We start from the raw sequence: 23,102 nt of genomic DNA on the forward strand, positions 1-23,102 counted from the left end.
AAAGAAAAACCCCGGACTGGGCCGGGGTTTGTCATCACTCGTCGAGGAAGGAGCGCAAATGCTCGCTTCGCGTCGGGTGGCGCAGCTTGCGCAGCGCCTTGGCTTCAATTTGACGGATCCGTTCACGGGTCACGTCGAACTGTTTGCCGACCTCTTCGAGGGTGTGATCGGTGTTCATGTCGATACCGAAACGCATGCGCAGCACTTTGGCTTCGCGTGCGGTCAGACCGGAGAGCACGTCACGAGTCGCTTCCTTGAGGCTTTCAACCGTGGCTACATCGATTGGCGACTGCATGGTCGAGTCTTCGATGAAGTCACCCAAGTGCGAATCTTCGTCGTCACCGATCGGGGTTTCCATGGAGATCGGCTCTTTGGCGATCTTCAATACCTTGCGGATCTTGTCCTCAGGCATTTCCATGCGCTCACCCAGCTCTTCCGGGGTCGGTTCACGGCCCATTTCCTGCAGCATCTGCCGGGAGATACGGTTGAGCTTGTTGATCGTCTCGATCATGTGCACCGGAATACGGATGGTGCGAGCCTGGTCGGCGATCGAACGGGTGATCGCTTGACGAATCCACCAGGTGGCATAGGTCGAGAACTTGTAACCGCGACGGTATTCGAACTTGTCCACTGCCTTCATCAAACCGATGTTGCCTTCCTGGATCAGATCGAGGAATTGCAGACCGCGGTTGGTGTACTTCTTGGCGATGGAGATAACCAGACGAAGGTTGGCCTCGACCATTTCTTTCTTCGCACGACGAGCCTTGGCTTCACCGATCGACATGCGACGGTTAATGTCCTTGATCTCGGCGATAGTCAGGCCGGTTTCGTTCTCCAGGTCGATCAGCTTCTGCTGGCAAGCGACGATGGCATCGTTTTTCTCGCCCAGCGCTGCAGCCCACTTGGTGCTGCGCTTGGAAAGATCACCGCTCCAGGTCTGGTCCGTTTCGTTGCTTGGGAACAGGCGCAGGAAGTCGGCACGAGGCATACGTGCATCACGTACACACAGTTGCATGATCGCGCGTTCTTGCTGGCGCAGACGATCAAGAGCACTGCGAACACGCTCGACCAATACTTCGAACTGCTTTGGCACCAGCTTGATCGGCATGAACAGCTCAGCCAGTTCAAGCATCGCCTTGATGCTGTCCTTGTGCTGGCGACCGTTCTTCTTCAACACTTTGAGGGTGGCGTTCAGTTGCTCCTGAACGGCACCGAAGCGCTGCTGGGCAATGACTGGATCGGGACCGCTTTCGGCTTCTTCCTCTTCCTCGGCTTCTTCTTTCTCTTCGTCTTCGTCGTCACTCTCGGCCTTGGCCGGAGCTTTCGGATCGACAGGCGGCGGAACTTCGGCCGGAGGGGCAATGCCGTCGTCCGGGTCGATGTAGCCACTGAGAACGTCAGACAGGCGACCGCCTTCGGCGGTTACTCGATCGTATTCGCTGAGGATGTAGTCGACAGTACCCGGGAAATGGGAGATAGCTCCCATGACCTCGCGAATACCTTCTTCGATACGCTTGGCGATTTCGATTTCGCCTTCACGGGTCAGAAGCTCGACGGTTCCCATTTCACGCATGTACATGCGGACCGGGTCGGTCGTACGACCAATATCGGTTTCCACAGCCGCCAACGCAGCAGCAGCTTCTTCAGCTGCGGCTTCGTCAGTGTCGGCTTCGGCCAACAAAAGGGCATCCGCATCCGGAGCACTCTCGAATACGTTGATCCCCATGTCGTTGATCATGCGGATGATGTCTTCCACCTGCTCCGGATCTGAAATATCCTCTGGCAGATGGTCGTTGACCTCCGCGTAAGTCAGGTAGCCCTGCTCACGACCGCGGGTGATCAACTCTTTGATGCGAGACTGCTGTTGCGCTTTTCCGGACATAACACCCTATCCACTGAAGGTCTTGGCGGGCAAAAAACAAGCCGAGGATTATACCCGAGCTAGGACCTCACGCGCCAGTTGAGGTCGGGGTTTGTGCGTGAACATTCCGGCTTAACAGGTCGCGCAGCTGATTTTTTTCCTCTGCGCTCAACTCACTTTGACGTGCTTTCCTGAGCAGATGTTCCAGGCTTCGCTCGCGTTGGCGAGCTGACAAGCTAGTTATAGTGTCGAAAAACTGTTGTTCAAGGTTGTCGGCATCGATTAGCCATTCCTTTTCAGCCAGTGCGCGTAGCAAGCGGCCTTGTTCAGTGCCGTGCCAGCGTGCAATCAGCTGTAGTGAGCGTAGCTCAGGATTCTTTTGCAACGCCTCCAGCAAGGCCACCAGCAGTTGGGCGTAGACATGTTCTTCCGCTGCGAAATGGCCAGCATCCTCGACCTTTTTGGCTAGCTGCGGGTGGTGTAGCAAGGTGCGCAGGGCGCTCAAGGTCGGAGGTTCTACCGAGGTTGGTACGCGCGGTGGTGCATCCTGGCGTTGGCCGTTACGCTCCCACGGCTTGCCTTTTTTGTCCCATGGCTTGCCTTCCCACTTCTTCTTGCCTCCCTTGCTTGGCGTCCACTGTTGTTGCACTGGCGTGTAGTCGGGCTGGTGGAAGTCGCCGTAGTCGGGGTTGTAGTCGGGAATGGCATCGTAATCGATGCCAGGGTCGTAGCTTGGCGGCGCTTCGGCAGGAGCGCTGTGACTCAGTTGCTCGACCTGGTGATTATCCAGGCCGGTGATTTCCTTGAGCCGATTGCGCATCAATGCGCGTAGGTTGGCCCCCGGCACTTTTTCGATCAACGGTGCTGCCAGCGTTGCCATGTGCGCCTTGCCCTCAAGTGAGCGAGGGTCGGCTTCTTCGGTCAACTGCTGGAAAAAGTAGTCGGCCAAGGGCTGGGCATGCTGGTTGATTCGAGCGCGAAACGCATCGGTGCCTTCCGCGCGAATAAGGGTGTCTGGGTCTTCGCCCTCGGGCAGGAACAAAAAGCGTGCTTTGCGACCGTCCTGCAAACTCGAGAGGGTGGCTTCCAGGGCGCGCCAGGCAGCATTGCGCCCTGCCTGATCGCCGTCGAAGCAGAACAGCACGCTGGGCACAACGCGAAAAAGACGCTTGAGGTGTTCTTCGCTTGTGGCTGTGCCGAGTGTTGCTACCGCATTGCGCAGGCCTTGCTGGGCCAGGGCGATAACGTCCATGTAGCCTTCGACCACGATGATTTCATCGAGGTTGCGGTTGAATTTTCGTGCCTCGTACAGGCCATACAGCTCTTGGCCTTTGTGAAACACGGGTGTTTCCGGGGAGTTCAGGTACTTGGGCTTGTCGTCGCCGAGCACCCGACCACCAAATGCGATAACCCGGCCACGACTGTCGCGAATCGGAAACATGACCCGGTCACGGAAGCGGTCGTAGCGCTTGCCTGACTCAGCGTTCTCGATCAGCAGGCCGGCATCGATCATGGCCTTTTGTTGTAGTGTGTCGCTGCTCAAGTGCTTGAACAGGTTATCCCAGCCTGGCGGGGCGTAGCCCAGACCGAAATCTCGAGCGATCTCGCCGGACAGCCCGCGGCCTTTGAGGTACTCCACGGCTGAGCGGCGTGTCGGGTGGCTTTTCAAGGCCTGACGATAAAATTCGCCAGCCGCTTCCAGCAGCGGATAAAGCGGAGAGTCGGTGGGTTGCCGAGGCTTGTGCCCGCGACCACCTTCTTCGCGAGGTACTTCCATGCCGGCGGCCTTGGCCAGTTCCTCGACGGCCTGGGGGAAGTCCAGGTTGTCGTGGTCCATGATGAAGCCCAAGGCATTGCCCCCCGCGCCGCAGCCGAAGCAGTAATAAAACTGCTTGTCGGGGCTCACGCTGAACGACGGGGTTTTTTCCTTGTGGAACGGGCAACAGGCTGTGAGGTTTTTGCCTGCTTTTTTCAGTTGCACGCGCGAGCTCACCACGTCGACGATGTCGGTGCGGTTGAGGAGGTCGTCGATGAAACTTTGGGGAATCAGCCCGGCCATGGCGCTCTCATCATCAGGCGATAAGCAAGTGTAATCGCTAATGCTGCAGGGACGGCTTCGCGTTCGAGCGATGTCGAATGGGTAAACACAAAATTCGGAAAGACGTGCTCGTCTGCAGCCGGTTAAGGCTCGTCAGTACCGACGCGCACAGCTGGTATAAAACCAGTTCTGACGATTCAGGCAGGTTGTCACATTGCAGGGCAATGGGACGCCTCGGGCGCTCAGACCTGAGGATAAAACAACTACTGCCAGCAGCCCGGCTTGAAGGCCGGGCGAGGCAGAAGCTTGCGACGGACGTCTGTATTAGTACAGGCGAACGGCGCGGCGCTGTTCGCGCTGAACTTTCTTGGCGTGACGTTTAACAGCGGCTGCTGCTTTGCGCTTACGCTCAGAAGTCGGCTTCTCGTAAAATTCGCGGCTACGAACTTCAGCCAGAACACCGGCTTTTTCGCAGGAGCGCTTGAAACGACGCAGAGCTACGTCGAAGGGTTCATTCTCTTTAACTTTGACGGCTGGCATCCAGAGCTACCTTCATTCATTACCGGGGGTCAACGAACTCGTGGCAAAACTGTGCACTGGAGAACGTCGGTTTTTAAGGGTTGCGGATGTTAACCCTTAGCCAGCAGGAATGCAAAGCCTCTGATCGAAAACCGCTGGTCGGCATCGGGAGTGGGGACTATCATGCGCGCCTTCGAATTCAGCCTAAACAAGGCGCAGACCCATGCTAGTACTGGGATTAGAAACATCCTGCGACGAAACCGGCGTCGCATTATACGACAGTGAACGCGGTCTTTTGGCCGATGCATTGTTCAGTCAAATCGACTTGCACCGTGCCTATGGCGGCGTGGTGCCGGAGCTCGCCTCGCGCGATCACGTCAAGCGTATGCTGCCGTTGATCCGCCAGGTGCTGGCCGAAGCCGACTGTGTCGCCACCGAAATCGATGCCATTGCCTATACCGCAGGTCCGGGGTTGGTAGGCGCGTTGCTGGTCGGCGCTTCGTGTGCCCAGGCCTTGGCTTTCGCCTGGGGTATCCCGGCGTTGGGCGTACACCACATGGAAGGCCATTTGCTTGCGCCGATGCTCGAGGAGCAGCCGCCTGAGTTCCCGTTCGTCGCGTTGCTGGTGTCCGGTGGGCACACACAGTTGGTGCGTGTGGATGGCATAGGTCAATACGAGTTGCTGGGCGAGACCTTGGATGACGCGGCAGGCGAAGCGTTCGACAAGACTGCCAAGTTGATGGGACTGAACTATCCGGGCGGCCCGGAAATCGCCCTGCTGGCCACTCGAGGTGTGCCGGGACGCTTTGTTTTTCCACGGCCGATGACCGATCGTCCGGGCCTGGACTTCAGCTTCAGCGGCCTGAAGACGTTTGCCCTCAATACCTGGCAGCAGTGCCAGAAGGCTGGAGACGACGGCGAGCAAACCCGTTGCGACGTGGCGCTGGCCTTCCAGCAGGCGGTGGTGGAAACTTTGACCATCAAGTGCAAGCGTGCTTTGAAACAGACCGGACTCAAGCGTCTGGTGATCGCAGGTGGGGTGAGCGCCAACAAAGCGCTGCGTACTTCGTTGGAGGAGATGCTCGCCAGCCTCAAGGGCAATGTGTACTACGCTCGCCCGCAGTTTTGCACCGATAATGGCGCAATGATCGCCTATGCCGGTTGCCAGCGACTGGCGGCGGGGCAGCAGGAAAGCCTTGCTATCAGCGTGCAGGCACGTTGGCCAATGGAGCAGTTGGCGCCGCTGTGATGAGCCTCGCTCATGCAGATGATTCAGAAATGCCGTTCGCGGCCGGCAAAAAGGTCGCGTAAATTGCCGCGGTGTCGCCAGACAATCAGTACCGTCAGCACACTGATTGGCAAGAGCGCCTCAGGTTCGCGCCAGGCCAGCAATGGTAGCGTCAGCGGTGTGGCGATCAGCGCGGCCAGGGAGCTGGTACGGGTCAGGTAGAACGTCAGCAGCCAAGCGCTCACAGCCAATAGCGCTGCTGGCGGGTACAGGCCCAGAAGGAGGCCGGCGGCTGTGGCTACACCTTTGCCGCCACGAAAGCAGAAGTACACCGGAAACAAATGGCCGATGACCGCACACAAGCCAATCCAGGCCTGTTGTTGCAGATCAAGGCCGGCATAATTGGCAATTAGCACGGGCAATACGCCCTTGCACAAATCGCCAAGCAGGGTCAGGACCGCGAGCTTGCGGCCGGCCAGGCGCAGCATGTTGGTTGCCCCGGCATTGCCAGAACCGCTCATGCGAGGGTCCGGACTGCCATTGAGGCGACTCAGGAGAATGGCAAAGGACAGCGAGCCAAGCAGGTAGGCGAGCAGCGCCAGTAACCAAAACATGCTAACTATTCCGGGCGAGGACGCCCTGATTCTAGCGGCGCAAGTCGCCCTTGTCGTGCAGTGGAGAGAAGTGCTTGGACAGAGTGTTCATCGAGGGCCTGGAAGTCGACACCGTTATTGGTGCCTATGACTGGGAGCGTGGTATTCGCCAGTGCCTGCGTCTGGACCTGCGTTTTGCCTGGGACAACCGTCCGGCTGCAGCCGGAGACGATCTGACCCTGGCGCTGGACTACGCCAGTGTTACCGCACGTATTCAGGCGTTTGCCGAGCAGGCGGAGTTTCAGTTGGTCGAGACGTTCGCCGAGCGCCTTGCCGCGCTGCTGATGAGTGAGTTCCAGATTCCCTGGTTGCAGCTCAAGTTGACCAAACCTGGTGCCGTTTCGGCAGCCACAGGAGTCGGCGTGGAGATCGAGCGCGGATGTCTCTGAACCGGGTTTACCTTGGTCTTGGCAGCAATGTCGAGCGTGAGCGGAATCTGTGTGCGGGGCTCGACGCCCTGGCTGGTTTTCTCCAGGACATGCGCTGTTCGCCGGTTTTCGAAAGCCAGGCTGTCGGGATCAAGAGTGGTCCATTTATCAATTTGGTAGTCACCGGACTTACTGATTTGCCGCTGATGGAACTGGATCGCCGGCTCAAGTTCATCGAGGCGGATAATGGCCGTTATGCGCCGGATCGCAAAGGCTTGCCGCTGGATATCGACGTGCTGATGTACAACGACATGCATGGCAGTTTCGATGGTTTGCTGCTGCCGCGCGCCGAAATTCTCAAGAATGCTTTCGTACTCTGGCCGCTGGCATTGATTGCGCCGGAGTTGTGGCATCCGGGTGCCGGGAAAACCATGGGGCAACTGTGGAATGAGGCAAGGATTGATCAGGTGCTGGCACCGGTGCCGTTTGAGTGGCGTGGGCAGCAACTGACCAGCCTCTGACGTGGCTATCGCAGGACAAGACCGCTCCTAACGGTCATGCCGTGAGCAGGGGGGAGCTTGACTTGCGATCAAGGTTCAACGCTGACGTAAGCTTTCAAGGCTTTCAGTCGCTCACCCTTCAACGCCTCTCCCAGCGCTTGTCCGGTGAGACCTTTCTGTACCAGAGGCTGCACTTGCACCGCCCGCGCGGCCGCTGCGGCGCCACGCAGGTAGTCAGCCTGTGGATATTCGCGCTGCTCCAGCCCTTTGCGTCCTCGTGCATCCATCTCGCAGGCTGCAATGAACTCCTCAAAACGCTGCGGCCGTCGGTAAACGTCAAAGCTTTGCAGTAAACCCAGCAGGGTCGATGCCTTGAGTTCCAGGGCACGGTGGCAATGGGTGTGGAATTCGCCGACCAGCAATGCCAGTTCCTGGCAATCGCGTGGCACTTTGAAGCGCTGGTTTACCGCCTTGATGAGTTTGAGCCCGCGGTGCTCGTGAGCGATGTGCCTGGGCCATTCTTCCTCAGGGGTAAGCCCCTTGCCCAGATCGTGGAGCAGGCAGGCCCAGCGCACGCTCAGCGGCTGCTTGTGCCGTGCCGCTTGCTCGAGAACAGCCAGGGTGTGTATGCCGCAGTCGATTTCGGGGTGATGGGCGGGTGGCTGAGGTACGCCAAACAATGCGTCCAGCTCTGGAATCAATTCTTTTAGCGCAGCGCAATCGCGCAGAACCTGGATGAAAACCTGCGGTTGGTCTTCCATCAGTGCGCGGGCAATTTCCTTCCAGCTGCGTTCGGCGGTAAGCGCCTGAAGTTCGCCGGACTCACTGAGTTGACGCATCAAATCGTTGGTTTGCGCGGCTACCTTGAAGCCCAGTCCAGCGTAGCGTGCGGCAAACCGTGCGACACGCAGGACGCGCAGGGGATCTTCGGCGAATGCCGGTGATACATGGCGTAAAATTCGAGCTTCAAGATCTTTTTGGCCGTTATAGGGATCGCAAATGTTTCCCTGTTCATCTTCGGCCATGGCGTTGATCGTCAGGTCGCGTCGGGTCAGGTCTTCTTCGAGCGTTACTTCAGGGCTTGCGTGGAAAGTGAAGCCACCGTAACCGCGCCCACTTTTACGTTCGGTACGCGCCAAAGCGTACTCTTCGCCGCTTTTGGGATGGATGAACACCGGGAAGTCGGTACCCACAGGTCGATAGCCCAACGCCTGCATTTGCTCAGCGCTCGCGCCTACCACGACCCAGTCGATATCACTGACCGGTTGGCCGAGCAAGCGGTCACGTACGGCGCCGCCGACTTTGTAGATCTGCATGAAAATCCTCCGTTGATGCCACAGAATAACCTGTCTGGCCGCAACGGAGGATGCGTCTACAGATGCACGACCGCCAGGTCCAGGCGCCCGTACTCTGCTTCACTATGCTCGCCTCTGGGCGGCACATGGTGAGTTTTCATGATCTGGTCACCCTGCAGGGTCTCCAGATGGATATCAAAGCCCCACAGGCGGTGCAGGTGCTTGAGAACCTCCTCGGTCGAGTCGCCTAGTGGTTTGCGGTCGTGTTGTTGGTGACGCAGGGTCAGGGAGCGATCACCGCGACGGTCGATGCTCCAGATCTGCACGTTGGGCTCACGGTTGCCAAGGTTGTATTGGGCAGCGAGCGTTTCTCGGATGATCCGATAGCCGCTTTCGTCATGAATGGCTGGCACCAGCAGGTCATCGCGCTGATCATCATCGAGAATGCTGAACAGCTTGAGGTCGCGGATCACTGTTGGAGAAAGGTACTGCAGGATGAAGCTCTCGTCCTTGAAGCTGCTCATGGCGAATTTGATGGACGACAACCAGTCACTGCCAGCGATATCAGGGAACCAGCGACGGTCTTCCTCGGTAGGGTTCTCACACATGCGTCGGATGTCCCGGTACATGGCGAAGCCCAAGGCGTAGGGGTTGATGCCGCTGTAGTAGGGGCTGTCGAAGCCGGGTTGGAACACTACGCTGGTGTGCGATTGCAGGAACTCCATCATGAAGCCTTCGGTGACCAAGCCTTCGTCGTACAGGTCATTCATCAGGGTGTAGTGCCAGAACGTCGCCCAGCCCTCGTTCATTACCTGGGTCTGGCGTTGCGGATAAAAATACTGAGCGATCTTACGCACGATGCGTACGATCTCGCGCTGCCAGGGTTCCAGTAGCGGGGCATGTTTCTCGATGAAGTAGAGAATGTTCTCCTGGGGTTCGGCCGGGAAGCGGGCGTTATCGCGGTCGCTGTTCTTGTCTGCGCTTTTGGGGATGGTTCGCCACAGGTCATTGATCTGTTTTTGCAGATGCTCTTCACGCTCTTTTTGCCGACGCCGTTCCTCTTCGGCAGAAATCGGGTAGGGTCGCTTGTAGCGGTCTACACCGTAATTCATCAGGGCGTGACAGGAGTCGAGCAGATCCTCTACCGCGTCGATTCCGTGGCGTTCTTCGCATTGGGTGATGTACTGCTTGGCGAACACCAGGTAGTCGATGATCGAACTGGCATCCGTCCAGGTGCGGAACAGATAATTGCCCTTGAAGAAACTGTTGTGGCCGTAGCAGGCGTGAGCTACCACCAGTGCCTGCATGCAGATGGTGTTTTCCTCCATCAGGTAAGCGATGCAGGGGTCGGAGTTGATCACGATCTCGTAGGCCAGCCCCATCTGGCCTCGGCTGTACGACTTCTCTGTGCTGAGGAAGTGTTTACCGTATGACCAATGGTGATAGCCAAGTGGCATGCCGACAGACGCATAGGCGTCCATCATCTGTTCAGCCGTTATCACTTCGATTTGGTTAGGGTAAGTGTCCAGGGCATAGCGCTCGGCCAGGCGGCTGATTTCCCGGTCGTAGGCCTGGATCAGTTCGAATGTCCATTCGGACCCGGTGGATAGCGGTTGGCGCTTCTGCTCTCTAGCGGTCATGTCACTAACCTGCGCTGGAAGAGTTCACGGAAGACCGGATAAATATCACCGGCCGATACCAGTTGTTGCTGGGCGAACGTGTCGGCAAAGGCTTCGCCGATACGTTCATATTCGAACCACAGTGCTTGATGCTCGCGTGGAGTGATCTCAACGTAAGTGTAGTACTGGACGAACGGCATGATCTGCTTGGTCAGAATCTCGCGGCAGATCGGCGAGTCATCATTCCAGTTGTCACCATCCGAGGCTTGGGCCGCATAGATGTTCCATTCATTGGCCGGATAACGTTCGCTCATGACCTCTTGCATCAATTTCAGCGCGCTGGAAACGATGGTGCCGCCGGTTTCCCGAGAATAGAAAAACTCCTCTTCGTCGACTTCGCGAGCACTGGTGTGGTGGCGAATGAACACCACTTCGATCTTGTCGTAATTGCGCTTGAGGAACAGATACAGAAGGATGAAAAAGCGCTTGGCAATGTCTTTGGTGGCTTGGGTCATCGACCCGGAAACGTCCATCAAGCAGAACATCACCGCTTTGGAGCTAGGGTTGGGTTGTTTGACCAGCAAGTTGTATTTGAGGTCGAAAGTATCCAGGAAGGGCACGCGGTGAATGCGTGCACTCAACCGTTCAATTTCGGCTTCGGTTTCCTGAATATCGCCGAAGTTGTCTGGTTCTTCCCGCTTTAGGCGCGCCAGTTCCTCCTGAGCCAGGCGCAACTTTGCGCGGCTGCTGCCGGAGAGGGCGATGCGACGCGCGTGAGCTGAGCGCAAAGTGCGAATGATGTTGATGCGTGAGGGATTGCCTTCGTTACTGATCCCCGCGCGCACGGTTTTGAAGGTGTCGGTCCCGGTCAGGTGACGCTTTACCAGGTTGGGCAGCTCCAGATCCTCGAACATGAATTCGAGGAACTCCTCCTGGGTGATCTGGAAGACGAACTCATCCATCCCTTCGCCAGAGTTGCCTGCCTTGCCGCGACCACCGCCACCGCCGCCACCTTGAGGTCGGGCGATGTGCTCACCGGCGGTGAACTCCTTGTTGCCAGGATGCACCACGGTCTGTTTGCCACCCCGACCATGATGAAGCACCGGCTCGTCGATATCGCGGCCTGGAATACTGATTTGCTCACCATGCTCCATGTCAGTGATGGAGCGGCGACTTACGGCTTCCTCTACGGCTTTTTTGATGTGGTCACGGTAACGCCGTAGAAAACGCTGGCGGTTGACCGTGCTCTTGTTCTTGCCGTTCAGGCGTCGGTCGATTACATAGCTCATAGGCCCCTCCGGGAGTAGGCGGTAGCTGCAAGCTGCAAACTTCAAGTGGCAAGAAAGGGCATCGCTGCCGCCGCCAGCCAGGCGCATAGCGGATGTATGCGCCGGACTTGCAGCTGACAGCGTGCAGCTTGCCGCTTATTGGGATTTCCTGACCCGCAGGTACCATTCCGATAGCAGCCGAACTTGCTTGTCTGTGTAACCGCGTTCCACCATTCGGGTAACAAAGTCGTTGTGTTTCTGTTGGTCCTCTTTGCTCGCCTTGGCGTTGAAACTGATGACCGGTAGCAGATCCTCGGTGTTGGAGAACATTTTCTTCTCGATCACTACCCGCAGTTTTTCATAGCTGAGCCAGGTTGGGTTCTTGCCGTTGTTGTTGGCGCGAGCACGCAACACGAAGTTGACGATCTCGTTGCGGAAGTCCTTCGGATTGCTGATACCTGCCGGCTTCTCGATCTTCTCCAGTTCTTCGTTGAGGGCGATGCGGTTGAGGATTTCGCCAGTCTCCGGATCGCGGTATTCCTGATCCTGAATCCAGAAATCGGCGTACAGCACGTAGCGGTCGAAAATGTTCTGGCCGTATTCGCTGTAGGATTCAAGGTAGGCAGTCTGGATTTCCTTGCCAATGAACTCGATGTAGCGCGGCGCCAGGTATTCTTTCAGGTAACGCAGATAGCGTTCACGCACCTCGGCCGGGAACTGCTCCTGTTCGATCTGCTGTTCAAGCACATACAGCAAATGCACCGGGTTGGCGGCAATTTCGTGCGGATCGAAGTTGAAGACTTTCGACAGGATCTTGAAGGCAAATCGAGTCGAAAGGCCATTCATGCCCTCGTCGACACCTGCGGAGTCACGGTATTCCTGAATCGACTTGGCCTTGGGGTCGGTATCCTTGAGGTTTTCGCCGTCGTAAACGCGCATTTTCGAGTAAATGTTCGAGTTTTCCGGCTCTTTCAGGCGCGAAAGCACGGTGAACTGGGCGAGCATTTTCAAGGTGTCCGGGGCGCAATGAGCCTTGGCCAGGGAACTGTTGAACAGCAGTTTGTCGTAGATCTTGATCTCGTCGCTGACCCTCAGGCAGTACGGGACTTTGACGATGTAGATCCGGTCGATGAACGCTTCGTTGTTCTTGTTGTTGCGGAAACTATGCCATTCCGATTCGTTGGAGTGGGCCAACAGAATCCCGGAGTAGGGGATCGAGCCCAAGCCTTCGGTGCTGTTGTAGTTACCTTCCTGGGTGGCGGTGAGCAACGGGTGCAGAACCTTGATGGGCGCCTTGAACATCTCGACGAATTCCATCAAACCCTGGTTGGCCCGGCAAAGCGCACCTGAGTAGCTGTAGGCGTCGGCGTCGTTCTGCGGATATTCCTCGAGTTTACGGATATCGACTTTACCCACCAGGGCGGAAATATCCTGGTTGTTCTCGTCACCCGGCTCGGTTTTGGCTATGGCGATCTGGTTGAGAATCGATGGGTGCAGCTTGACCACCTTGAATTGGCTGATATCGCCCCCGAATTCGGCCAATCGCTTGGTCGCCCAAGGCGACATAATGGTGTTCAGATAACGCCGTGGAATGCCAAAGTCTTCTTCCAGGATCGCACCATCTTCTGTGGCGTTGAACAGTCCCAGAGGCGACTCGAAGACAGGAGAGCCCTTGATTGCATAGAAGGGCACTTTCTCCATCAGTTGCTTGAGCTTCTCTGCCAGCGAGGACTTACCGCCACCCACCGGTCCGAGCAGATAGAGAATCTGCTTCTTTTCTTCCAGTCCCTGGGCAGCATGGCGGAAGTAGGAGACGATCTGATCGATGCACTCTTCCATGCCATGAAAATCTTCAAAGGCTGGATAGCGACGGATTACTTTGTTGGAGAAGATGCGCGACAGCCTTGAGTTACTCGAGGTGTCGACCAGTTCCGGCTCACCGATGGCCATCAACAGGCGTTCGGCCGCCGACGCGTAAGCACTGCGATCGCTTTTGCAGAGCTCCAGATACTCTTGCAGCGAAAGTTCTTCCTGACGGGTGGACTCGAAACGTTGCTGGAAGTGGCTAAAAATACTCATGACGTCACCTCGCTCGATACGTGGAGCCGACGCCGGATCAGTCAGCTGATGCTGGCATGCAATCGGCACTACCGATTGCTGTATACCCCCCAGAACACCTGTGAATCGCTACCGATGACCCGCACGCCGGTGTACCGGCTCTCCCCTTTTTGGATGGCCTGGGCTTAAGGATAGTTGGTTCTCGGCGAGGTCAAGGGCGGTTGGATGAATTGTTGCAGGTGACCGTTCGTCAGGTACGGCGCGAGCCCGCGCGGGGCGCGGGCTGCAGGAGAAGAAAAAAAATTACTCGGTGCCGCCCTGAGCCGTTTCAGCTGGATAGGTGCCACGCCATAGCTCGAATCCGCCATCGAGACTATAAACGTCGGAAAAACCCTGGCTGACCAGATATGCCGCGGCGCTTTGACTTGAGTTGCCGTGGTAGCAGACGACCACGGTTGGCGCATCGAGGTCGGCGCCGCGGATGAATTCGGCTACCGAATGGTTGTCCAGATGAGTGGACCCGGTGATATGACCGAGGGCATAGGTTTGCGGGTCGCGAATATCGACCACGACCGCACCTTGCTCACGCAGCGCTTGGGCCTGCTCGGGAGGGATGCGTTTGAATTCGCTCATGGGGCGGCTTTCCTTCAGGTCTGGTCGTTCAGTTTAGTCGGTGGTGTGGAGCTTGGCTGTGGCTTGGGAGTGCCTTCGTCGGTGCATTCACAACGATGCAGTTCGCCACTGTCGACGTTGTACAGCGTCATGGCACCGCCCCATACACATCCCGTGTCCAGGGCAATGACACCAGGCTCGTTGCAGCGGCCTTCGAGGGCGGCCCAGTGGCCGAAGATGATTTTCACATGGCGTGAGCGACGGCCCTTATGGGCGAACCAGGGCTTGTAGCCAGGCGGTGCAGTGTCTGCGCCTTCCTTGCCTTTGAGATCGAGTTTGCCCTCGCTGGTGCAGAAGCGCATGCGAGTGAAGTAGTTGGTGATCACCCGCAGGCGAGTTACGCCGCTGAGGTTCTTGCTCCACTTGTTCGGCTCGTTGCCGTACATGCCATCGAGATAAAGCTTGAGGCGATTGTCATCGCGCAGGGCTTCTTCTACTTCGCTGGCATGCTCCAGGGCTTTACCCAATGTCCATTGCGGGGGAATGCCTGCATGCACCAGCACCACACCACGTTGTTCATCATAGTGCAGCAGCTTTTGCTGCCGCAGCCATTCCAGGAGTTCGCCAGCGTCTGGCGCCTGGAGAATCTCGCGCAGGGTGTCGTTCTTCTTCAGGCGCTCAATGTTATGCCACGCTGCCAGCAGGTGCAGGTCGTGGTTGCCAAGGACGCAGACCAGCGAATCACGTATCGAATACAAGAAACGCAGGGTTTCCAGGGACTCCGGGCCGCGGTTGACCAGATCGCCTACTAGCCACAGGCGGTCGACTGCCGGGTTGAAGTTGACGCGCTCAAGGAGGCATTTCAGCGGCTGCAGGCACCCCTGCAAGTCGCCGACTGCATAGACAGCCATTAATGCAGAGCCCCAGGAACGGCCAGGCGGAAGGGGGCGATGGTGGCATCAAAGCGCTTGCCGTCGTCGGCCAGCATTTGATAAGTGCCTTGCATGGTACCCACCTGGGTGCTGATGACCGCGCCACTGCTGTAGGTATGCTTGTTGCCCGGTTCGATCCGTGGTTGCTGGCCTATCACGCCGGCGCCCTTTACTTCTTCAACCTGGCCATCGCCATTGGTGATTAGCCAGTGACGTGACATTAATTTGGCTGGAATGGATCCGTTGTTGTGCACGGTGATGGTGTAGGCAAAGGCGAAACGGTCGATCTCTGGATCGGATTGTTCTTTGAGAAAGCGGGTGACGACGCTGACGTCGATCTGGTAGCGGGGATCTGACATGCAAGGGGCCTTGGAAACAGACGCTAATACGGCAATGGCGTCCAGTCTAGGCTATTGGCGGGGTTGCCGGCCAGTCATGCAGGCATGACTGGCCATTGCAGCGCTTGTCAGGCGCCTTGCTGCTCGGCCAGTTTGTCGGCGAGGCGGACAAAAGCGGCAAGGTCCAGCTGCTCGGGGCGCAAGCTGCCATCGACGCCTGCGGCTTCGATAGCTTCGCTGCTGAGCAGGGCCTTGAGCGTGTTGCGCAAGGTTTTGCGGCGTTGATTGAAGGCTTCGCGAACGATGCGCTCAAGCAGTCGGTGGTCCTTGGCCGGGAACGGCAAGGTCTGGTGTGGAACCAGACGAACGATTGCCGAGTCGACTTTCGGTGGCGGATTGAATGCGCCAGGGCCGACGTTGAACAGGTGTTCGACCCGGCAGTGATACTGAACCATGATCGACAGACGGCCCCAATCGCCGCCGCCAGGGCCGGCAGCCAGGCGCTCGACTACTTCCTTCTGCAACATGAAATGCATGTCGCGGATCAGCTCGGCGTTGGACAGCAGATGGAAAATCAGCGGTGTGGAGATGTTGTATGGCAGGTTGCCAACCACGCGCAGGCTGTTTGGCGCAGCGCCCAGGGTGGTGAAGTCGAACTTCAGGGCGTCACCCTGGTGCAGGTTGAAGTTTTCACGACCCGCAAATTGCTGATTGAGGATCGGCACCAGGTCCTTGTCCAGTTCGACCACGTCAAGCTGGGCGCCGCTATTGAGCAGGCCTTCGGTCAGGGCGCCTTGGCCCGGGCCGATTTCCAGCATGCGCTCACCCGCCTTGGCATGAATCGAGCGCAATATGCGGTCGATGACGCCAGCGTCGTGAAGGAAGTTCTGGCCAAAGCGCTTGCGCGCCCGGTGTTGGTATTGCTCACTCATATTCGGGTCTCGGCCATCTGGTAGGCGGTTTCCAGGGCGACTTGAAGGCTGCCGGTGTCGATCTTGCCGCTGCCGGCCAGATCCAGGGCGGTGCCGTGATCGACCGATGTACGGATGATCGGCAGGCCCAGGGTCACGTTGACTGCGGCGCCAAAGCCTTTGTACTTGAGCACGGGCAGGCCTTGGTCGTGGTACATCGCCAGCACCGCGTCGCAGTGCTCCAGATATTTTGGGGTAAACAGGGTATCGGCAGGCAGTGGGCCGCGTAGGTCCATGCCTTCGTTGCGCAAGCGTGCCAATGTGGGTTCGATGATGTCGATTTCTTCATGGCCCAAATGGCCACCTTCACCGGCATGCGGATTGAGGCCGCACACCAGGATGCGCGGGTTGGCGATGCCGAATTTTTGTTGCAGATCGGCATGCAGTATTCGCGTGACGCGCTCCAGGCGTTCCGGCGTGATGGCGTCGGCTACCTCACGCAAAGGCAGGTGAGTCGTCACCAGCGCTACGCGAAGGCCGCGCGTGGCAAGCATCATGACCACCTGGGCGGTATGGGTCAGGTCGGCAAGAAATTCAGTATGGCCGGAGAAGGCGATACCACTCTCGTTGATCACGCCCTTATGCACAGGTGCGGTGATCATCCCGGAAAAGTGTCCGTCCAGGCAGCCTTGTCCTGCTCGCGTCAGGGTCTCCAGCACGAAAGCAGCGTTAGCTTCATTCAACTGGCCAGCCATTACCGGCTGCTGCAGCGGCGTGTCCCATACATACAGGCTACCGGCTGGGGCAGGCTGGTCGGGAAAGCGTTCGGGTAGCACCGGCACCAGGTTGATGGCCACACCCAGTTGCGTGGCCCGCTCAGCGAGCAGGTCACAACTGGTAATGGCAATCAGGGGGTGAGGCTGGGCTTGCGTGGCGAGCAGCAGGCACAGGTCTGGACCTATGCCGGCTGGCTCGCCGGGGGTGAGAGCAAAGCGCTGGGCGCTCACTGTGCGCCCTGGTCGACGCCAGGAAGCTTGATTTCGACGTAGGCTTCGTCACGGATCTGACGCAGCCAGGTCTGCAGCTCTTCATCGTACTTGCGGTTGCGCAGTACGTTCATTGCCTGTTGCTCACGCGCTTGCTCGGTGCTGTCCGTGGCGCGGCGGCCAAGGACTTCAAGAACGTGCCAGCCGTATTGTGTCTTGAATGGCTTGGTGACCTGGCCTTGTTGGGCGCTGGCCATTTCTTCGCGGAATTCCGGGACCAGGGCGTTCGGATCGATCCAGTTCAGATCGCCACCGTTAAGGGCCGAACCTGGGTCCTCGGAGTAGCTTTTGGCCAACTGAGCAAAGTCTTCGCCGTTCTGGATGCGCTCATAGAGCTTGTCTGCCAGTTCCTTGGTAGCCGCTTCACTGCGAATTTCGCTTGGCTTGATCAGAATATGGCGGACATGCACCTCGTCACGCACCATGCTCTGGCCGCCACGTTTTTCCTGCAGCTTGAGAATGATGAAGCCGCCTGGGGTGCGAACCGGCTCGGTCACTTCGCCAGCCGACATGGAGCTGAGCAGGCGGTCGAACGGAGGAGGCAATTGAGCCGCTTTACGCCAGCCCATCTCGCCACCTTCCAGCGCGGTTTCGCTTGCCGAGCGGGCGATCGCCAGTTGGGCAAAGTCGGCGCCTTGTTTGAGCTGCTGGTAAACCTCACCGGCTTGCTTGGCCGCGGCCTGGATTGCGGCCGAATCGGCGCGCTCCGGGGTCGGGATAAGGATGTTGGCCAGGCGGTACTCTTCGGACAGTTGCATCTTGCCCATGTCCGAGGCGAGGAAGTTCTTCACTTCCTGCTCCGAGACCTGAATGCGCTCAGCGACTCGGCGCTGACGCACGCGGCTGATGATCATCTCGCGACGAACCTGTTCGCGGGCATCGTCATAGGACAGACCGTCACGCGCCAGGGCCGAGCGGAACTGTTCAATACTCATACCGTTGCGTTGGGCAATGGTGCCAATGGCCTGGTTGAGCTCCTCGTCGGTGATGCGAATACCTGAGCGATCGCCGATCTGCAGTTGCAGATTCTCGACGATCAGGCGCTCAAGCACCTGCTGGTCGAGCACGCCGGGAGGCGGGGCAGAGCCACCGCGCTTGGCGATGGTCTGCTCGACTTCGCGCACGCGCTGGTCCAGCTGGCTTTTCATGACCACATCGTTATCGACGATGGCCACAACGCTATCCAGAGGTTGCACGGCGGCATGCGCCGTGCTGCTCAGCAATACAGCGCCCAGCAATAGCGGGCGCAGACAATCAGTAAGCTTGGTCTTCACGTGTACGATAACCTTGAATGCCTTCGTCGAGGAAAGAATCGACCTTGCTGCCAACTACACCACCGAGGCCTTTCAGCACGATCTGTAGGAAGACGCCATGGTCGCCTTTTTCGTTGGATGGTGCGTCCTGGCTGAATTCGTCGTAATCGATCCAATAGCGATTGATCAGGCGCAGTTTCCAGCAGCAGTTGTCATATTCAAAACCACCCATGGCTTCCAGGGTGCGGTTGCGGTTGTAGTCATGCTGCCAGCGTGCGATCGCGGTCCACTGCGGGACAATCGGCCACATGACAGAGAAGTCATGCTGCTGGATCTTGTAGTAGTCCTTGATGTAGTTCGGGCTACCAGGGGTGCCGTAGTCGCCACCGCCAACCTGCCAACGACCGGTGCTCTGGTCGTAGCGGACCATGTCGTTACGATAGCGATAGCCAAGGTTAACGATTTTGTTGACGTTGTCTTCTGGCTGATAGTGGAACATGGTGCTGCCGGAGCGAGTGCTACGGCTGTCTGGGTCCCAGTTAAAGTCAGCGTTGAGGCGCCAGTCACGGTTGAAACGGTACAGGTATTCAAGGGCATACGGGGAGACATCGGATTTTGAGTCTTCACGTGTGCGGTAATCGATTCGTGGCAACTGAACCTTGCGATCCTTGAAGTACAGGGCTTGGCCGACGCTAAGGCGTTGACGCTCGAAGCCGTTCTCCTCGATCCAGCGGTTGGTCACGCCCAGCGATAGTTTGTTTTCGTCACCGATTCGATCGGAGCCGCTGAAGCGATTGTCGCGGAACAGCGACGAGTAACTGAAGGTCGATTCGCCGGTGTCGAAAACTGGAATATCTGTCTGATCCTCGTAAGGCACGTACAGGTAGTACAGTCGCGGCTCAAGAGTCTGGCGGTAGTTTTTACCGAACCATTGGGTATTTCGGTCGAAATACAACCCACTATCAACGCTGAATACAGGCACGCTGCGATCTTGTGAGCTACTGAATTGCTCATCGGGAGCAAGTGTCTGTTTGCCTCGTTGATCCAGGTCCAACTGATAGTTCGTGTAGACGTACTTCAGCGACGGTTTGACGTAGCCATAAGAAGCATTCATCGGCAGGCTGATCGAAGGTGCCAGATTGATACGGTCACCATTGGATCGCGCCAAACCAGCCACACGGGTGTCGTACCACGGGGTGGAGACGCCATCTTCGTCGGTGAAATCACCTTTACGCAGGTCGCGGTCGAAACGCACGAACTCAGTGTTGTAAGCGAAGTTCAGCCCGCCCGGCTCATATGGCAGCTTGCCATTGAAGGTGATCTGCGGCAGACGGTCGTATGGTGTGATCTTGCTGATCGTCGCCAGTTTATAGCCCTGCAGATTCAGCCGTGCGGTGTAGTTATCACCACGGTAGTTCAGAGCACCCTGTTGATTGACATAGTCTTGGCTTTCTACGCCAATCTGATCCGACTCCAGATCCTGGAAGTAATACGGGTCGCTGATGTCGGTGTAGTCAACTTCAGCCATGAGGCGCTCATCCAGCCCGCCTTTGTGCTGCCAGTTGACCATCCAGCGCTGATCCTCGTAATCGGATTGCAGCTTACGATCATCATTCTTGTCATTAAGGTAAGCCCCACCAAACTGACCTTCACTGGACTTGGTCAGGTAGCGGAACTCGCCTTCCATCAACATGCCACGTTTGGCCATGTAGCGTGGATACAAGGTGGCGTCGTAGTTTGGCGCCAGGTTGAAGTAGTACGGCGTAACCAGCATGAAGCCGGTGTCGCTGCTGGTACTGAACGATGGCGGCAGGAAGCCGGACTGGCGACGGTCGTCGATCGGGAAGTAGATATAAGGTGTGTAGAACACCGGAATATCCTTGACCCGCAGTGTGACGTTGGTCGCGGTACCGAAGCCGGTGGCCGGGTTCAGGGTGATGTTGTTGCCCTTGAGCTGCCAGGCGTTGCTGTTCGGCTCACAGGTGGTGTAGGTACCATCCTTGAGGCGGATGATGGCGTTCTCGGCACGCTTGGCGTAAAGCGCGTTACCGCGAATACGCGACTTGTGCATGACGTATTCGGCGTTGTCGACCTTGGCTTCGCCGGTGTCGAGCTGAATGTCGGCATGATCGCCCACAACCAGTGATCCATTGTCGCGGATCTTGACGTTACCGCTCAGCTCGCCTCGGTTTTCGGCTTGATACAAGTTGGCCTCGTCGGCCTCGACCTGCATGCTGCCCTGGCGCATGACCACGTCACCTGCGAGGGTGGCGATCTGCTGCTCCTGCTGGTAGCGGGAAACCTTGGCGCCGATAAAGGTCGGTGCTTCGTCCTTTGGCGTGGTGTCAGTCATGCCAGGACGGGTGGGCTCGATATAGGCCCCCGCACAGTACGGGCCGGTTTCGGCAAGTTGCGCAGGCGTCAGTTGGTCACGCGGAACCCAGTCCAGGTGGCTGTAATCTTCACTGCGGGACTTGAGGCCACGGCCCTTGCTCTCGGTAACGAGCATCTGGCCTTTGCCGGATTCAGCAGCAGCTTCGCCGGCCTCACCGGTGGCTTCACCTGCCGCGCTGACGGCTGCACCAGGGTGCACCGGGCGTGGTGGCAGCGTGGCAGCGTTGGTCTTGGGCTTGCAGTCCCAGCCTCCGGCAGCGGACACTTGGCAGTCGAACTGCTCTGCAGCGACCACGTACGAGGTTGCCAGAGGTTGCAGTGCCAGCAGACCGCCGGTGACCAGCAACGGGAATTTTTTACGAAACGCGGGGGATTTCAATGCCATCTTATTAGTCCGGGCTTCCTGCGTGCCATCTGCCCGCGTGTGGGGCCGCACGCCTCTCGATGGTCTGAAAAAGATGCTGGATAATAAAGCATGACCCGCTTGACGGCTAGGGCCGTCGGAGACCCTTGTAATGCCTGATCATGATGTACGCCTGCAACACCTTACTGTCTGGCTCGAAGAACAACTGGCGAATCTGTTTCAGAAACAGGGCTGGGGTACTGTTCCGAGCGCTAGCCTGACCGCTGCCAGCAGCGATGCCAGCTTTCGTCGCTACTTTCGCTGGCAGGCTGATGGCCGTAGTTTTGTGGTGATGGATGCGCCGCCCCCTCAAGAAAACTGCCGTCCTTTTGTCGATATCGATCACTTGCTGGCCACTGCCAAGGTCAATGTTCCGGTTATTCACGCGCAGGATCTTGAGCGTGGTTTTCTTTTGCTCAGCGATCTGGGCACCCAGACGTACCTGGATGTAATCAACGCGGATAACGCCGATGGCTTGTTCGATGCCGCCATCGAAGCGTTGCTGGCATTTCAGCAACTGCCGATGCAAGCACCGTTGCCAAGCTACGATGTGGCACTGTTGCGTCGCGAGCTTGAGTTGTTTCCCGAGTGGTACGTGGGCCGTGAATTGGGCGTGGCGTTCACCGATGCACAACTGGCGGCCTGGCAGCGGATCAGCACTGTGTTGATCGACAGCGCACTGGCCCAGCCGAAAGTGCTGGTGCATCGCGACTATATGCCACGCAATCTTATGCAAAGCGTGCCCAATCCGGGTGTGCTGGACTTTCAGGATGCCGTTTACGGCCCAGTCACCTATGACATCACTTGCCTGTTCAAGGACGCCTTCCTGAGCTGGCCGCAAGCGCGCGTGCAGGGGTGGCTCAAAGATTACTGGCAACGGGCCCAAGCCAAGGGCATCCCGGTCCAGGCTGATTTCGAGGATTTCCATCGTGCCAGCGACTTGATGGGCGTACAGCGCCACCTCAAAGTCATCGGGATTTTTGCGCGAATCTGCCACCGTGATGGCAAGCCACGCTACCTGGGCGATGTGCCGCGCTTCTTTGCCTATATAGACGAAGTCATCTCTCGCCGCCCAGAGCTGGCCGAGCTGGATGAGCTGATTGAAAGTCTGCAGGTCGCTGCAGGAGCACGTCCATGAAGGCAATGATTTTGGCGGCGGGAAAGGGTGAACGGATGCGTCCGCTGACCTTGCATACGCCGAAACCCTTGGTGCCGGTGGCCGGCGTGCCGCTGATCGAGTACCACTTGCGTGGCCTGGCGGCAGCGGGTTTCAAGGAAGTGGTGATCAATCATGCCTGGCTGGGGGCACAGATTGAGGCTCACCTGGGCAATGGCGCTGGCTGGGGGTTGAGCATCAGCTACTCGGCGGAGGGTGAGCCGCTGGAGACGGGGGGTGGCATCTTCAAGGCGCTGCCCCTGTTGGGTAAGCAACCTTTCGTGTTGGTTAATGGCGATGTCTGGACTGAATACGATTTCTCCAGGCTACCGAAAACACCTGCCGGCCTTGCCCATCTAGTACTGGTCGACAACCCCGGCCACCATGGCCAAGGTGATTTTTGCCTGCAGCAAGGACTTGTCAGTGATGGGGCGGATGGCGCTGCCACCTTGACCTACAGCGGCATTGCCGTGATCGATCCGGCCTTGTTCGATGGCTGTGAGGCAGGTGCCTTTAAGTTGGCACCGTTGCTGCGCGATGCGATGCGCGCGGGCCGGGTGACTGGCGAGCACTATTCAGGATGTTGGGTGGATGTCGGCACCCTGGAGCGCTTGGCCGAAGTCGAGCAATTGATCAAAGGGCGTCGCTAA

At 57.8% G+C, this 23,102-nt stretch carries 20 protein-coding genes; 5 read left to right on the forward strand and 15 right to left on the reverse strand.

Annotation, left to right across the window (positions count from 1 at the left end; translation table 11 throughout):
• Nucleotides 1–34: 34 nt before the first annotated feature.
• The 3 genes from rpoD to rpsU all read right to left on the reverse strand — a co-directional run bounded on the left by rpoD (nucleotide 35) and on the right by rpsU (nucleotide 4,439).
• Complete coding sequence (gene rpoD / locus D3Z90_RS02050; protein ID WP_136474201.1) at nucleotides 35–1,882, reverse strand: RNA polymerase sigma factor RpoD; 1,848 nt, start codon at nucleotides 1,880–1,882, stop codon at nucleotides 35–37.
• Between the two features lie 67 nt (nucleotides 1,883–1,949).
• Complete coding sequence (dnaG, locus tag D3Z90_RS02055; protein WP_136474202.1) at nucleotides 1,950–3,920, reverse strand: DNA primase; 1,971 nt, start codon at nucleotides 3,918–3,920, stop codon at nucleotides 1,950–1,952.
• A 303-nt stretch (nucleotides 3,921–4,223) separates the two neighbouring features.
• Nucleotides 4,224–4,439, reverse strand: a complete 216-nt coding sequence (rpsU, locus tag D3Z90_RS02060; RefSeq protein ID WP_002551877.1) for a 30S ribosomal protein S21 — start codon at nucleotides 4,437–4,439, stop codon at nucleotides 4,224–4,226.
• Between the two features lie 202 nt (nucleotides 4,440–4,641).
• Between rpsU and tsaD the strand changes: the two genes are divergently transcribed.
• On the forward strand, nucleotides 4,642–5,667 hold the full coding sequence (gene tsaD, locus D3Z90_RS02065; protein ID WP_136474203.1) for a tRNA (adenosine(37)-N6)-threonylcarbamoyltransferase complex transferase subunit TsaD: 1,026 nt from the start codon (nucleotides 4,642–4,644) through the stop codon (nucleotides 5,665–5,667).
• 23 nt (nucleotides 5,668–5,690) lie between these two features.
• Here the strand turns inward: tsaD and plsY are convergent, their stop codons facing one another.
• Nucleotides 5,691–6,260: a glycerol-3-phosphate 1-O-acyltransferase PlsY gene (plsY, locus tag D3Z90_RS02070; RefSeq protein ID WP_136474204.1), complete on the reverse strand. Its 570-nt coding sequence runs from the start codon at nucleotides 6,258–6,260 to the stop codon at nucleotides 5,691–5,693.
• Nucleotides 6,261–6,334: 74 nt separating this feature from the next.
• Here plsY and folB point away from each other — a divergent pair, with 74 nt between their 5' ends.
• Together folB and folK are read left to right on the forward strand one after the other, a co-directional pair.
• Entirely contained in the window at nucleotides 6,335–6,688 is a 354-nt protein-coding gene (gene folB / locus D3Z90_RS02075; protein ID WP_136474205.1) for a dihydroneopterin aldolase, read from the forward strand.
• On the forward strand, nucleotides 6,679–7,188 hold the full coding sequence (gene folK / locus D3Z90_RS02080; RefSeq protein WP_136474206.1) for a 2-amino-4-hydroxy-6-hydroxymethyldihydropteridine diphosphokinase: 510 nt from the start codon (nucleotides 6,679–6,681) through the stop codon (nucleotides 7,186–7,188). The genes folB and folK overlap by 10 nt, the downstream gene beginning before the upstream one ends.
• Before the next feature lie 68 nt (nucleotides 7,189–7,256).
• Here folK and D3Z90_RS02085 read toward each other — a convergent pair whose 3' ends face one another.
• The 11 genes from D3Z90_RS02085 to D3Z90_RS02135 all read right to left on the reverse strand — a co-directional run bounded on the left by D3Z90_RS02085 (nucleotide 7,257) and on the right by D3Z90_RS02135 (nucleotide 21,278).
• Nucleotides 7,257–8,483: a multifunctional CCA addition/repair protein gene (locus tag D3Z90_RS02085; RefSeq protein ID WP_136474207.1), complete on the reverse strand. Its 1,227-nt coding sequence runs from the start codon at nucleotides 8,481–8,483 to the stop codon at nucleotides 7,257–7,259.
• A gap of 56 nt (nucleotides 8,484–8,539) precedes the next feature.
• Nucleotides 8,540–10,102, reverse strand: coding sequence for a SpoVR family protein (locus D3Z90_RS02090; RefSeq protein WP_136474208.1), 1,563 nt, complete (start codon nucleotides 10,100–10,102; stop codon nucleotides 8,540–8,542).
• Nucleotides 10,099–11,370, reverse strand: a complete 1,272-nt coding sequence (locus D3Z90_RS02095; RefSeq protein WP_136474209.1) for a YeaH/YhbH family protein — start codon at nucleotides 11,368–11,370, stop codon at nucleotides 10,099–10,101. The genes D3Z90_RS02090 and D3Z90_RS02095 overlap by 4 nt, the downstream gene beginning before the upstream one ends.
• 135 nt (nucleotides 11,371–11,505) lie before the next feature.
• The gene (locus tag D3Z90_RS02100; protein WP_136474210.1) at nucleotides 11,506–13,428 is read right to left on the reverse strand and encodes a PrkA family serine protein kinase; all 1,923 of its coding nucleotides are present in this window, start codon (nucleotides 13,426–13,428) and stop codon (nucleotides 11,506–11,508) included.
• 282 nt (nucleotides 13,429–13,710) lie between these two features.
• Nucleotides 13,711–14,040 (reverse strand): thiosulfate sulfurtransferase GlpE, encoded by a 330-nt coding sequence (gene glpE, locus D3Z90_RS02105; protein WP_136474211.1) that lies wholly within the window; start codon nucleotides 14,038–14,040, stop codon nucleotides 13,711–13,713.
• 14 nt (nucleotides 14,041–14,054) lie between these two features.
• Nucleotides 14,055–14,930 (reverse strand): symmetrical bis(5'-nucleosyl)-tetraphosphatase, encoded by an 876-nt coding sequence (locus D3Z90_RS02110; protein WP_136474212.1) that lies wholly within the window; start codon nucleotides 14,928–14,930, stop codon nucleotides 14,055–14,057.
• On the reverse strand, nucleotides 14,930–15,310 hold the full coding sequence (gene apaG, locus D3Z90_RS02115) for a Co2+/Mg2+ efflux protein ApaG (RefSeq protein ID WP_136474213.1): 381 nt from the start codon (nucleotides 15,308–15,310) through the stop codon (nucleotides 14,930–14,932). Before apaG ends, D3Z90_RS02110 begins: the two co-directional genes overlap by 1 nt.
• 107 nt (nucleotides 15,311–15,417) lie before the next feature.
• Nucleotides 15,418–16,221, reverse strand: coding sequence for a 16S rRNA (adenine(1518)-N(6)/adenine(1519)-N(6))-dimethyltransferase RsmA (gene rsmA / locus D3Z90_RS02120; RefSeq protein ID WP_136474214.1), 804 nt, complete (start codon nucleotides 16,219–16,221; stop codon nucleotides 15,418–15,420).
• Entirely contained in the window at nucleotides 16,218–17,207 is a 990-nt protein-coding gene (pdxA, locus tag D3Z90_RS02125; RefSeq protein ID WP_136474215.1) for a 4-hydroxythreonine-4-phosphate dehydrogenase PdxA, read from the reverse strand. The genes rsmA and pdxA overlap by 4 nt, the downstream gene beginning before the upstream one ends.
• Nucleotides 17,204–18,520, reverse strand: coding sequence for a peptidylprolyl isomerase (locus D3Z90_RS02130; RefSeq protein ID WP_136474216.1), 1,317 nt, complete (start codon nucleotides 18,518–18,520; stop codon nucleotides 17,204–17,206). The genes pdxA and D3Z90_RS02130 overlap by 4 nt, the downstream gene beginning before the upstream one ends.
• A complete protein-coding gene (locus D3Z90_RS02135) occupies nucleotides 18,501–21,278 on the reverse strand; it encodes an LPS-assembly protein LptD (protein WP_136474217.1) in 2,778 nt (925 codons plus the stop codon). Before D3Z90_RS02135 ends, D3Z90_RS02130 begins: the two co-directional genes overlap by 20 nt.
• Nucleotides 21,279–21,408: 130 nt before the next feature.
• On the opposite strand from D3Z90_RS02135, the gene D3Z90_RS02140 reads away from it, so the two are divergent.
• Entirely contained in the window at nucleotides 21,409–22,434 is a 1,026-nt protein-coding gene (locus D3Z90_RS02140; protein WP_136474218.1) for an aminoglycoside phosphotransferase family protein, read from the forward strand.
• Nucleotides 22,431–23,102 (forward strand): N-acetylmuramate alpha-1-phosphate uridylyltransferase MurU, encoded by a 672-nt coding sequence (gene murU / locus D3Z90_RS02145; protein WP_136474219.1) that lies wholly within the window; start codon nucleotides 22,431–22,433, stop codon nucleotides 23,100–23,102. Before D3Z90_RS02140 ends, murU begins: the two co-directional genes overlap by 4 nt.

Source organism: Pseudomonas sp. DG56-2 (assembly GCF_004803755.1).
Lineage (GTDB): Bacteria > Pseudomonadota > Gammaproteobacteria > Pseudomonadales > Pseudomonadaceae > Aquipseudomonas > Aquipseudomonas auratipiscis.